The 13,791-nt window shown below is 42.4% G+C and carries 8 protein-coding genes; 1 reads left to right on the forward strand and 7 read right to left on the reverse strand.

Annotation, left to right across the window (positions count from 1 at the left end; translation table 11 throughout):
• Positions 1–10: 10 nt before the first annotated feature.
• The 3 genes from AACU33_RS16770 to AACU33_RS16780 form a co-directional block, all read right to left on the reverse strand.
• Complete coding sequence (locus AACU33_RS16770; RefSeq protein WP_096589761.1) at positions 11–2,122, reverse strand: penicillin acylase family protein; 2,112 nt, start codon at positions 2,120–2,122, stop codon at positions 11–13.
• 113 nt (positions 2,123–2,235) lie between these two features.
• Positions 2,236–2,640: an ExbD/TolR family protein gene (locus tag AACU33_RS16775; protein WP_096589762.1), complete on the reverse strand. Its 405-nt coding sequence runs from the start codon at positions 2,638–2,640 to the stop codon at positions 2,236–2,238.
• Positions 2,624–3,280 carry a MotA/TolQ/ExbB proton channel family protein gene (locus tag AACU33_RS16780; RefSeq protein ID WP_096589763.1) on the reverse strand — a complete coding sequence of 219 codons (657 nt, stop codon included), beginning with the start codon at positions 3,278–3,280 and terminating at the stop codon, positions 2,624–2,626. The genes AACU33_RS16775 and AACU33_RS16780 overlap by 17 nt, the downstream gene beginning before the upstream one ends.
• Positions 3,281–3,563: 283 nt before the next feature.
• Here AACU33_RS16780 and AACU33_RS16785 point away from each other — a divergent pair, with 283 nt between their 5' ends.
• Positions 3,564–5,120 carry an energy transducer TonB gene (locus AACU33_RS16785; RefSeq protein ID WP_096589764.1) on the forward strand — a complete coding sequence of 519 codons (1,557 nt, stop codon included), beginning with the start codon at positions 3,564–3,566 and terminating at the stop codon, positions 5,118–5,120.
• Between the two features lie 262 nt (positions 5,121–5,382).
• Here AACU33_RS16785 and AACU33_RS16790 read toward each other — a convergent pair whose 3' ends face one another.
• From AACU33_RS16790 to AACU33_RS16805, 4 genes are all read right to left on the reverse strand, one after another.
• Positions 5,383–5,604, reverse strand: coding sequence for a FeoA family protein (locus AACU33_RS16790; protein WP_096589765.1), 222 nt, complete (start codon positions 5,602–5,604; stop codon positions 5,383–5,385).
• 1 nt (position 5,605) lies between these two features.
• Positions 5,606–7,069, reverse strand: coding sequence for a ferrous iron transporter B (locus AACU33_RS16795; protein WP_096589766.1), 1,464 nt, complete (start codon positions 7,067–7,069; stop codon positions 5,606–5,608).
• Between the two features lie 27 nt (positions 7,070–7,096).
• On the reverse strand, positions 7,097–7,717 hold the full coding sequence (locus tag AACU33_RS16800; protein ID WP_096589767.1) for a FeoB small GTPase domain-containing protein: 621 nt from the start codon (positions 7,715–7,717) through the stop codon (positions 7,097–7,099).
• 355 nt (positions 7,718–8,072) lie between these two features.
• Entirely contained in the window at positions 8,073–13,532 is a 5,460-nt protein-coding gene (locus tag AACU33_RS16805) for an ATP-binding sensor histidine kinase (RefSeq protein WP_096589768.1), read from the reverse strand.
• Positions 13,533–13,791: the final 259 nt, after the last annotated feature.

Here is a 13,791-nt window from a genome sequence, read left to right on the forward strand (position 1 = left end):
AGTGAAGCTATCAAAAAGTTTTGCGTTCCTCCAAATGTGCGAGTATCTCTGGACGAGTTCGCCAAACCGGACGCAGTTGCTTGCGAGTAAATAATTCTAGTTGGTCGGTAATATGGGGCGAACCGGGTTGAGTAGAGTTACCGTAGCTGAGTAAAGCCATTGCTTTGACTGGCTGGGAAAATTCAATGGCTGCAACATAACTATCACCAGCGACGGCTTGAAAGCGTTGATTGTTAGTCGGTGCAAAATGGACGACGCGGAATATACCTTGATTTCCATGACCACCATTAGCAGGTAAATCTAAGTTACCGCTACGCACTCTAAAGACTTCACCCCAAGCAATATCTAGCTTGCCATAAGCTTTTTCAACTTTGGTCGCCGCTATTTGCAGGGCTTTGGCTGCATTTTCTGGGTCTTTTAAACCATCGGGTGTGGTGCGTGGAGATTTTTCACTCCAAGGAATACTAAATATTTCTTTGTCAGCCATTTCTTGCCACCATAAGGAAAACAAGACTGCGCCACGACTATCAGCATCAGCATTGCGATTCCAAGCAGCTAAAACATCAGCCGCACGACGAGTTAATTCATCGCCATATTTTTGTGCTGCGGGAATTAAATCATCAAGAATGCGTTCTGCAACCTCCATTTTTGTGGAATGCTTATACTGCATCATTTCTTGAAAAGAAATTTTGCTATCTTCAGCCAGCATCTTGGCAGAACTTTGTGCCCGGAAGGACATTTCTTCTCTGGGAGCCATATAAGCTGGGTAATCATCAGCTTTGATGACAGTTGGAAAAGTCGTTGTCCAAGGCGGATCGTTGGCGTTTTGCAACCAACCGCTAGGCGGGTCGATCGCACGCGGTAAATCCTTATATGGATGCATTATTGTCCACAAAGTTTTGGATGTGTCGCCCGGAATTAAGCCTTGCCAATATTCAAAGTCTCCCTGTTGGCGAATTGGTACCAGACCGTTGAATAGGTGCATGATGTGCCCTTCTCGGTCTGCATACATGACGGTAAACATGGGTAGTTGCAAGCGTTGCAATACCTGTTGAAATTGGTTGAGGTTTTGCGATCGCGCCATATCCCACCACTGTTGCAACACGCCAGGACGGTCTAGACCGACAACCCGTAGCGCTACAGCAAACCCATCTTTTTCTTGCACTACTGCACCGTGGAGGGAACTTTTGACTAATAATGGTTGTTCAACTAACGAGCCGTTTTTTTGTTTGACTTTTAATAACAAGTTTTCTGCGGTCAAAGGACGGACTTTGCCATCGAAAACATAACCACCATCAGCTAGTTTCAATTCGTACAAGTCCCAACCATCATGGGTATTGACGGTATGAGTCCAACCTAAACGATCGTTAAAGGCGATCGCTAAAACAGGAATTCCTACCAAGGTTGCGCCATAAGCATTCATCCCCGATGCGGTAATTTGTGCTTCGTACCAGACGAATAAATCCGACCATAACGCATGGGGGTTTGCTAGCAACATTGCCCGACCGCTAGCAGAATGTTTGGGTGCGATCGCCCAAGCATTAGAACCAGCTTTCGGTTCGTTATGTGTATTATCTGCTACTTGTTCTGGATTGACAATAAAGGTAAAATACAGCACTCGCTGCAAGTGCGCTAATACATCCTCTGGTTTGACAGGTAATACAATCTCTACCTCATCATCAATTAAATCGGGATGTGCTTTGGCATAAATATTTATCCCAGTAGCAAAGGCATTTAGATAACTCCGAAATTCTAGGCTTTGTGCTTGATACCAAGAACTAGCACGCTTGGGTACTCCCATAGTCAGTACCCATTTATCGGAGTCTAAATAATCTTCTCCCCAATATTCGGCTGCCTTTCCCCTTGCTTGACCGTAAAGACGCAATAGTAAGTTAGCATGACTTTGCATCTGTGCCCAACCAAAAGCCTGGAAAGCACTTTCGGCATTTTTACCGTAGATATGCGGTATGCCGTAGGTATCCCATAATATTTCAGTAGTTCTGGGTGCGATCGCCAAACTGCGATAACTCAAAACTACAACCAAAATAACACTGAGAATCAAAGCGAAAAATCTCAATGATTTTCCTTTGAGTATTTGCCAGCCAAGAGGTGACATCCTCATATTTAACATGATGGAATGGGGAAGAGAGGGCGGGGAGACAAGGGAGTGTGGGAAGTGTGGGGGGACATGGGAGATAAATAACTATTGACCTTTGACTTTGGACTCTTGACCAATTAAGACTTTTGCGTTGCTATAGCTAACCTTGCACCCTTAACTTGACGCACTCGATCCATAATTGTGACAATCTGACCGTGTTCAACTTTGCGATCGGCGTTAATTACAACCAGAGTTTCTGAGTTTGAACCAACTAAAGCGCGTAGCTGTTCGGTTAGCGCATTAACCGTTGTTGGGTTTTTATTCAAGCTAATTTCGCCGTTAGCTTCGACTGTCACTGTAATTTTGGTTGGGACTTGCGACTGTTGAGAAGTTGCAGCTTGGGGTAAGTTGACAGGTAATCCTTCTTGGCGGGTGAGAAACAAGGTGGACATGATGAAAAACGTCAAAATTGCAAAGATAACGTCAATCATCGGCACGATATTAATCTGCGCAGGAATATCGGGTTCATCTTGTAGACGCATAAAGTTTTTCTCCTCCTCGTTCGTAACGACGGCGATACAACAGTTCTAATTGCCCGCCATATTCCTGAATCAAGCCAGTTTGACGTTGAGCCAATCCGCGGAAAGAATTGGCAAAGAACAAGGTGAAAATTGCCACAATTAAGCCGGAAGCTGTAGAAACTAGTGCTTCACTAATCCCCGATGTTACACCTGCGGTTTTTGTCCCACCAACATCACCAAGATTGAGGGACGCGAAGGACACAATCAAACCCAGTACCGTACCTAACAAGCCAAATAGCGGTGAAAGCCCAATGATCGTGTCAAAAATTGTGTTAAAACGCTTGATAATCGGTAATTCTGCTTGCGCTTCGCTTTCTAGTGCCAAGCGAAACTCTTCTGGAGTCGGTTCTTCTAATTCCAACGCAGCCAGGAAAATTCGGGGAATCGGTAAATCTGCATTCTGGCGAGACTTTTCGATTGCTCCCACTACATTATCCATCCGGTAGAGATTGAGAATTTCTCGCACTACCTTGGCTTGGCGGGTATTGATTCGATACCAAAACCGCACTCGCTCAACAATCAAAGCTAGCGCCACAACAGAGAAGGCAAGCAGAGGCCACATGACCACGCCACCTGCGATAAATAACTGTTTTATCCCCATAAATCTTTTTGTTCAATTTCACCAGTTTCCAGTCGAGTTGAGAGTCTATCTCAACTGAGAATTATATAGTAATGCGAATACTTCTCAACTTTATGTGAAAATATAATGACAGAAAATTAGTAAATTTCTCAAGTGCCAGTCATGCAATTGCTCTGATTTTAAGCTTTTTGTCTTTAATATTTGAACAATTACGCAAAAGTGATGTACGAATATTTATAGATATTGATTGACTTTTGCCCCATGACACTTTAACCTTTTAGTGAGAATAGATGGCAATATATTTATGAGCTTCTCCGGCACGACCTTCGAGCAGCGCGAGAAAGAAACAAAAGCGCTGAAAGGTTTTCTGGTTCTGAGTTTAATAGGTTCCCTCGGCTTCCATTTGGCGGTACTTGCTTCTGGGATTGGTAACTATTTCTCCAGAGTGTCGCCTGTTGAAGAGGAAGCGATCGAGATCGCAGTTCTCGATACTCCTCAAGAGAACAAGTTGGAAGTACAACCACAGCCGGAGCAATCTCCTCAAAAGCTTGAAGTCCAAGAAAAAACTGAGGTTCTGGCAAGTCCAACTGTCAAACCTGAAAACCAGGTAAATCCTGTTACGCTTCCCGCTAAGGTAGAATTACCGCCCCCTCCCCAACCGAAGCAACCGATCCAAAAGTTGGTGGAAAAGTTGCAGAAACCTATCGAGCCAACAAAACCTGAAACAAATGTAGCCCAGAAGCCTGTAGCACAAACTACAGAAAAACCCTCTAACACCAATTCCACCAATTCTAGTAATTCCAGCAGTAATTTACGCGATACCCTACGCGGAATTAGAAACTCTAATAGCAGTCAGTCGTTGATCACAACAGCAGGAAATGGTAGGCCTAGCGGCGGTGGTGGCGGTGGGACATCAGTCTTAACTGGAAACGGAACTGGTGTCGGTAGCGGTTCTGGTTCGGGTATTGGGACTGGAAAGGGAACTGGTATTGGTAGCGGTTCTGGTTCGGGTGTTGGTAGTGGCAATGGTTCGGGTATTGGTAATGGCAATGGTTCGGGTGTAGGTAACGGTAATAATAGTGGTAATGGAGGAGAACGAATAGCTACCACATCCACAACCCCAAAATTACCCAGTACTGGAAATGGAGAAGGTAATTCACGAGGTAATGGCGATGGTCGGGCTGCTTGTCAAGAATGTAACGTGAGATACTCAGAAAGAGCCAGAAAACGTAAGGCAGAGGGTAGAGTAGCCGTAGCAGTTGATACGGATGCTAATGGTAATGTTACTAATGTTAGATTGATTGGTTCGAGTGGCGATCGCGATTTAGATGAAGAACATCTGCGCCAAGCTAGAAACTGGAAACTCAAGCCTTCCCAAAACGGTAGACAAGGAGTTCAGATAGCTACAGAGTATGCAATACAAGGTTCGCGTCGCCATAACCAAGTCAGGAAGCAGCAACAGGAACGCGAACAACGGCAAAGGCAAAGAGAAATTTCTTCAAATAACAACTCTGGTGAAGAAACACCAAGGCGCAGGCAGCGTAGAGAAGCTGGCGTGACTGAAGGTAGCGATCGACAAAGTACCACCAGCACAGACGCATCAAGAATCAACCAGAGATTAAGGGTGCAACGTTCTGAGGGAGAAAATTCCCTTGCTAATCGCCTGCAACGCAGACAACGAGAAGTGACAGCCGATGTCAGAACATCAGGAGAAACACCGCAACGCCTATCTAGAAGACGGCGACGGCCATTGCAACCATCTGCGCCACCATCAGATAGTGCTAGTCGTTTGCGAAATGCGCTGCGTCGGAGTGCAGAGACTGCTCCTGTGGCTTCACCCAGCCCAAACGGCTCGCAGTAGCGATATTTATACATCTCGGAACTTAAGTCTAGCAGATGGGACTTGCAATCTTAATGTATCCGAGAGTTAGAACTTTGCGATCGGCGATCGCAATTAACGAAAACCTTAATACAGGTTATACCCGATGATGAATGTGAAATAGTCTGAATCAGTTGGTTGAGGTTTGGGATTCGCTGACAACGAATCGTACTCGGTTTTTGGCTGGATTGAGCTTAACCCCATTTAATCTTGCGATAGCTGCTCTGTCATCCCCAAACAAGATTCAGCACGATTCTACAAAAATACTTTGCGCTGTTTCTCGATCTAAAGCGGTGCGGGTTCTACCGATCGTGATGATGTAGGATGGAAAGCGTTGTTCTAGGACTAAATTGCTGCCTGGTAAAATGCCGAACGCCATCAGCTTTTGCAAAATCCTATCATCTTGAGTTTGCAAACAAACTACCGTTTGCGGTTGACCGATTTTGACCGTTGATAAGGCGTTCATCTTAAAAGTTTACTCCAAATAAAGTTAAGCCGAGGTTGACAAGATATCCCATCAAAAAAGCAAAGGGGAAAATAAATAACACGATCGCTATAGTAGTTTGAGTTCCGCGTTCCTTAATCAGCATTTGTAATTGGGCGATACAGGGTAAGAACAAAGTCAAGACAATCGCCGCTACGACTAGCTGATTACCTGTCAAGATACCTTGTTGCTGTAAATCAAATAGTCCGGCTGCACCATAATCTCTTCTAAAAAAGCCATAAAGGAATATTGGTGCTGCTTGTGTTGGCATTCCTAACATTGAAATAAGAGGTTCAATTGCCCGAATAATTATGTCAAATAATCCGGTTAATCTTCCTACCCAAATTAAAACTGATGCCCAGATAAACAACGGTAATACTTCTATAAAATACCACTTCATCCGCACCCAGGTTTTAGTTAGGATGTTCCGCAATTTGGGCAGACGTAAAGGCGGAACTTCCATGTAAAATCTGCCTGAATTACCTGGTAATAATTTGGCGGTAAGATAGCCCACTACGATGAAGATGGCAGAAATAAAACCTCCCCAAAATAATAAGCCAGCTGGTTTTTGCGCCAATAGTCCGACAATCACGCCCCACTGCGCTGCACAGGGAATAGCTAGGGATAGCAAAAAGGTGGCAATTAACCTTTCTCGTTTGGTTTCTAAGGTACGGGTGACAATCGTTGCCATTGTGTCACACCCAAAGCCTAATACTATTGGAATGACTGCGCGACCAGATAAACCCACGGATTTGAATAAGCGATCCAGCATTAAAGACAGACGTGGGAGGTAGCCGCTATCTTCTAGCAATGAGAACATCAAGAAGTAAGTAGCGACTACAGGTAAGACGATCGCTGTAGCGTAACGAATTCCCAAGGTGATGATGCCATAGTCATGAGCAATCAAATCTTGAATTGGTCGCCAGGGAATAACTTGAGCAGTGACTTGGTTGACAAATGGATTGATTTGTGTTTCAAAAAAGGTTTCGATGCGATCGACCAGTTCTCCTGCTCCAAATTCACCAACAAATTTGTAAACTCCGTAGTAAAGGATGAATACCAAGATGGGGAATCCTGTAATCGGGCTAACGGTGAGTTGATGCAGTGTTTCTGTAAGTGGCGATCGCGTTTGTTTGGTTTCCTGCAAAACTGCTCTTTCTATAGCATGAGCCTGACTTTGACGAGTATTCGCGATCGCTAATCCAATCGGTTGTTTGAGTTGATTTTGCGTGACAGCAATCAATACTTCCAGATGACGGCACTGTTCTTCATCCTGTTGCAAGATTTGCCATAATCCGGGGTCTTTCTGTAATAGCAATAAAGCTAGACTACGGGGTGAGAGTGAGTAATCTTGAAATAAATAGCGATTGCCTAATGTTTGCCACCACAATTCCAATTGTGCGATCGCGCCTTCAATCGGTTCTGGATAAATAACTTGTCTGATCATGGCTAATTGACTGTTGATTGTTTCCTTTTATGCTGAAATCGTGGCAATTTGATTCGGTAGCAACAGAGCAATGCTGTGTTTCAATTCATCTATACCTTGGTTTAAAGCCGCCGCCATGCAAACTACAGGAATTCCCAACTCCATCTCCAGCGCGTTTTGTTGCAGATCCAATCCCCAACGCTGGGCTTCATCCATCATGTTGACGGCGAGTATTACCGACAGTCCAGCTTCGATTAGTTGAAAGGTGAGAGGTAGCATTCTTCCTAAGTTCTTGCCATCTACTACATGAATCACAGCTGCTACAGATTCAACGAACAATAAATCTCTGGCAACCTTTTCTTCTTCGCTGATAGGTAGCAGTGAATACATTCCTGGCGTATCAATCACCGCGATCGCTTGTTTCCCTATCTGTGTCAATCCCCGGCTTACCTCTACAGTTGTACCTGGGTAATTAGAAACAGTGACGTAAATTCCAGTCAGAGCATTAAACAGTACACTCTTACCCACATTGGGCATTCCTACCAAAGCAATGGCTGAACTTGTGGAAACTTCTGTATCTAAAGATTGCTGCTTTTTGCGAAAAAATGCCAGTCCGCGCGATTTACCTCCACAATCTTGACTCTGTGATTTACATTTATGGCATTCCATAGGAATTTATTGTTGAGCTTTAGTGCAACTTATTCTCAACTTAAAATGTGAGGATCTTGTGAGGAAAATATTTCCTTGGGAGGAAGTTACTGATTACGCCACGAATTAGCCAACCATAGTTAGCGGAGAAATTACCGTTATGCATTGAGCGTCACATAATTACTAATTCGTAATTCGTAATTAAACCGAGATTTAGAATCCTCAACCTCAGACAGGTTGTGACGTTATCGGTGGAGTTTAATATTAGTTCCGGCTGCTTAAGTATGAATCCCGCATCTGTGCAAAAAAACTGAAAACTCTTTCTCTCCCTGCGGTCTTTACTCGAACATGATATAAATCCCCATTCATCAGGTAATTACGAATTACGAATTATTAATTGCTTCTTACTGTCAGTAATGGGAAGATAAATGACAAATTCTGTGCCTTCTCCTAAAACAGAATGAACCGAAATTTGCCCCCCGTGTTTTTCTTCTACAATTTGCTGCGCGATCGCTAGTCCTAATCCTGTGCCTTTCCCTACTGCTTTGGTCGTAAATAAATGGTCAAATATGCGTGCCTTAACCTCTTCGCTAATTCCTGGGCCATTGTCAGCAATTGAGATTTTTAAGGTATGATCTTCAATGGCAGTTTTGACGATAATTTTGTGAGGCTTGAGTTTGATTTCCTCAAAGCTTTTGCCAATACTTGACTCATCTAAAGCATCAATAGCATTAGCGAGAATATTCATAAATACCTGATTTAATTGTCCGGGAAAGCACTCGATCGGCTGAAAATTATCGTACTTAGTTACAACTAAAATTTCTGGACGATGCTCATTTGCTTTCAGGCGATGTTTGAGAATTAAAATTGTACTATCAATACCTTCATTGATGTTAAATGGCACTTTATAATCTTTATCGGCACGGGAGAAAGTTCTTAAGCTGGTGCTGATATTTTTTAATCGCTCAGAAGCCATGACCATTGCATCGAGCATTTTTGGTAGGTCTTCTAAGCTATATTCTAAGTCGATTTCTTCAGCACGATCGAGAATTTCGGTATCAGGGTTTGGTAGAGCTTTTTGATATAGTTTTAGGTGTTCGGTGATATCAGCTAATGTGGGTTTAGCTTGTTGCAGACTAGCCGAGATAAAGCCGAGAGGATTGTTCATTTCATGAGCCACACCTGCAACCAAATTACCCAATGCAGACATTTTTTCATGTTGGATCATTTGCAGTTGGGCTTGTTGCAGTTCTTGGAGAGCTTGTTGCAGTTCTTGGGATTTTTGTTCTAACTGTTGAGCATAAATTTGAGAATCTTGATAAAGTCGGGCATTTTCTAGAGAAATAGCTGCCTGGGTACAAAGAAAATTGAGAATGAGGATGCGATCGCTGGTAAATACACTACTGGTAGAGCGATTCTTTAAATACAAAATCCCAATTATATGTCCTTGATTGAGAATGGGTAAGCACAACAAACTTTTTGGTTGTCTTTGACGTAAATACTCATCAATAACAGGTAAATTGGTTTTGAGTTCGTCAATCATCACCATTTCTTGAGTGTTTTTGACGTACTGGATCAACTTGAGTGGTAAGTTGGGGTTGCCCTCTAAAGGTTCGGCACAAAGTTCTGTGGTTTCTGGTGTAGCAATGGCTCTGACCAACCATTGACCTCGACTATCAGGTAGGATTAAGGCACAGCGATCGCCCCCAGAATGTTGCAGAATAATCTGTGTTAATTTATGCAGTAGTTCATCCAGTTGAATCGTGCCAGAAATCGCTTGAGAGGCTTTGAGGATCGCAGCAAAATCAAAGCTACTGATGTCAGTGCTAGAAGAACGACTCAAATTAGTGGAACTATGCACCGAGATTGTAGGGCTAAAACTGCTCGATAATGTTTCCAGCATTTGCAATGGTTGTATTCTCTGCTGAAGAATAATCCGCAGTAGATCGGGATAGCGATTTTCCAGATCTTCAGTTTTAGCTTTTGCGCCCCAACGAGCGTAACAGTAGTATGCCTCCTGCATATAAGTTGCTGCAACTTTCTGTCTACCCCAACTCAGGTAAAATTTAGCTGCCAGTTCATTACTCAGTGCTTCATCTTGCACATAACCGTGGGTTTTAGCTTGGGCAATAGCTAAATCATAATATTCCATCGCCTCAGCAAATTTCCCCAGCACTCGATAGCGTTCTGCTGCTACAAGTTGCCAACGATGTTGATGATTGAATGGGGCGTAATTAGCCCAATTTTGGAGTTTTTCTTGATGGGTATTAATTCGCTCTAAAATAGCTAATTGTTCTTCGGGGTTAGCATCGGTGTAGTTTGCTAGATGAATTAAAGCATCATAAAAAACTCGCACAACTACGACAAAATAGCCAATTACAGCATTACTATACTGTTCGGCTAAGGCTGCTTGTTGTGAGGCGGTTGCATATTCTCCGAACAAATAACACAAAACAGCTTGATTGAGATGAAGGTAGAATAACCCTGTGCGATTGCTGGTAGCTTGCAAGCTGGGTAAGATTTGGGCGACATTGAAGACTTTGCCCTGTAAATAATAGGGAACTTCAGCTTGTCCTAATAAATTGAGAATCACTTGTTGGTAACACTCTAAATATTTTAACGTTGCTTCTTGTTTTACCTGGCTGATGACTTGCCGATAATTTTCCATTTCCTCAGCCAAACCATTTAATTCTCGACCACTCCAATAGCTATACTGACTGTATGCGTCTAAGTTCAACGCCACGCATTCCCAATCTCCGGTTTCTAAACCACTTTGATAACCTTCTAGCAAGCAGGGAATACTGTGATTTAATTGTTCTTTCCAATGTCGAATAAAGCTGTTGACAATAAAGTAAGCCCTACTTTTCAAGGCGTTAGTTTGGTATTGTTCTAGTAACTTTAATGCCAGTTTTCCAAACTCATATCCAGCATCAATATCTCCCATCAAACCACAAAGAATCACTGCGTAGTCTGCATAGGAAAAAATGGCAATAGATGAATTGCCAAACTGGATAGCCATCTCCACTTGCTTAGATATGAGCAGAGGTAACAGTGCGGGTTTAGCAATGTACGCAGGGGACACCAGTGTAGTCATAATTTGCATAGCAGCTAGCTGATGCGGATCGCTCATTACAGGTAAATCCAGCAAGCTGATGGGTGTACGCCCCATCCATAATTGTTTTGTCTGTTGGGCGGCTGTGCTAATATCTGTTGTAGTTGGCGGATCTGGAAATTCCACACCGAGTAATTTCAATCCTTGTAATCCAGTTTCAACGGCTTTGGCAAATTGACCTTGCGACCGGAATGCCATCATTCGGACTTCATAGACTTTGATGCTATCTAGCAAAGAAGTAGCAGATTGCAACACCACCTCACCCCATGCGGCTAGCTGATCAAAGTCTGTATTTAAGCAAGCAGCTTCTAAACGCTCATTATGCAGATTTAGGGTTAATTGGTAATGTTCTCTCCAGGCATCGACGGACAGTAGATCAATGCCTTGGGTGCAATATTTCACAGCAGCATTATAAGCAGTGGCTGCTTTGGCTTTGCGCCCCGCCAGTAAATTCAGTTGAGCTAACTCTAGTTTTTTCTCAGGCTGAGTTATGACATCAATGCCGATATTCAGATGATTGACAATGTCAAAAATATATGAATCTAATTGAGTTTTAGGTGTATTCGCGTGCAATAATTGACCAATTGCCAAATGAGTAGCTTGTTTTTGGTCTTCGGGAATTAGACAATAAGCCGCTTGTTGGACGCGATCGTGCAGAAAGCGATAAGCTACATTTTCGATATTGTTAGTTTGAACTTCTTGCTCATCCCTGAGATAAAACTTATAAACTTGACTTTGCGGTAAAATCAATCCTTCCTGTAAAACCTGCCACAAAGCATCTGCTACTGTCTGGGGTGACTGTTGTGAAACAACAGCCAAAGTAGTTAAATCAAAAGAGTTACCAATACAAGCAGCTAACTTCAGGATACTTTGCGAATCAAGAGGCAATTTTTGTAACTGAGTAGCCATAAATTCCACTACATCATCAGTCACAGATAGCGCATTAACTTGAGCAAAATCACATTCCCAGTAACCTTGCTGGCGATCGAATTTAATTTGTTTATCTTCGTATAAAGCTTTGAGAAACTGCGTGATAAAAAAGGGATTGCCTTGAGTTTTGCGATTGATTAATTCTGTTAATGGACGCGATCGCTCAGTTGGACAATGCAAAGTATCAGCAACTAACTGATTGATATCGCTCAAAGAAAGGGGTGCCAGAGTAACAGTATTAACAGCCTTACCTGCTTTCTTGAGTTCTTCCACCGTTGATATAAATGGATGTGCGGCTGACACTTCATTATCTCGATAAGCACCCAACAACAGCAGATAGTTTTGGTCTTCCATTAGCAGTTTAATTAACTGTAGCGAAGCTAAATCTGCCCATTGTAAATCATCCAAAAACATCACCAGAGGATGTTCCTTAGTGGTGAACACTGCAATAAAGTTTTGAAACAGTAAATTAAACCGATTTTGCACCGCTGTGCCTGATAGTTCTGGTGCAGGCGGTTGTTTACCAATTACCTGTTCTAATTCGGGAATTACCTCAATCAAAACTTGTCCGTTGTCTCCGACAACTTGCAAAATTTGATTGCGCCATTCTACTAATTGTGCGTCTGATTCTGACAACAATTGTGCGATTAGATCGCGTAAAGCTTGCACAAAAGCCGATAAGGGAATATTGCGATTGAATTGGTCAAACTTACCTTTGATGAAATAACCCTGCTGACGAGTAATGGGTTTGTGGACTTCATTCACCACAGCCGTTTTACCAATCCCAGAAAACCCCGCAACTAGCATGATTTCTGATGTGCCGCGAGTAACACGCTCAAATGCTTGCAGCAAAGTGCTAACTTCTGCTTCTCTACCATACAATTTTTCTGGGATCAGGAAGCGATCGCACACATCCCACTGACCGATTTCAAAATCTTTAATTGTTCCTGTATTTTGGAGTTGGGCTAAACAAAGTTCTAGATCGTGCTTTAACCCCAAGGCACTTTGATATCTATCTTCGGCATTTTTCGCCATTAACTTCATGACGATATCGCCTAAGACTTTTGGTATTTCTTTGCTTCTACCTTTTAGTGGCGGTGGCATTTTCGCCAGATGACAATGCACCAACTCCATTGGGTCTTCACAATTAAATGGTAACTCTCCAGTTAACATTTCATACAATGTGACACCCAGAGAATAATAATCGCTGCGGTAGTCAATACCGCGGTTCATCCTGCCTGTTTGTTCTGGAGAAATATAAGCGAGAGTTCCTTCTAAAACATTTGGATTTTTAATTTCTTGGGTTTCTTTAGGTAGTAAAGAAGCAATACTAAAGTCAATGATTTGAATTTGCTTAGACTCAGGATTAATCAGAATATTTGCTGGTTTAATATCTTTATGGATAATGCGATTTTCGTGTAAATTATGAATAATCTCAGCTAGTTGAATAGCAATATTTAAGACTTCTAATAAAGATATATTTGAGGTTTTAATGTATTCTCTTAAAGAAATTTCTCCTTTATCTGCCATCACCAAAATATAGCCATTGCCATAGGTTTCTAGCGATAAGGGATGAATAATTCCAGCAATGTTAATATTTTTACCGATCGTATACTGATGGCGAAATTGTAGTAATTCGTTAAAGCTAGGATACTCTGAGGTTAGAAGTTTAATGACAACTGGAAGTCGATCTGATTCGCGGATAGCTCGATATACTTTGGTTCTGGAGCCAGCATACAGTTGAGAGTTAATTTGATATCCCGGAATGATAGGAGTAGAGTTCGCGGTCGCCATCGATACAGACCCTATGACAGAATTTGGTTTTGCTTGCTGACATTAGTATTCCCATCAACTCGATGTTGGATAACGCTATCGAAAGGAATTGATGGTTATTTTGCGGAAAACCAAGATTCTAAATTGAAAAATGGCAGTGATATCACCTTCAGGAATTTATCAAAACAGAATACAGAATTGATCTGAGTGCGACTGGCAGATTTATAAGCGAATTTAAGACCTACAATTAACAACTCCAGCTTAATAGTTTTTGTAGTGT

It is taken from the genome of Calothrix sp. NIES-2098, assembly GCF_963875125.1.
In the GTDB taxonomy this organism is placed as follows: Bacteria; Cyanobacteriota; Cyanobacteriia; order Cyanobacteriales; family Nostocaceae; genus Aulosira.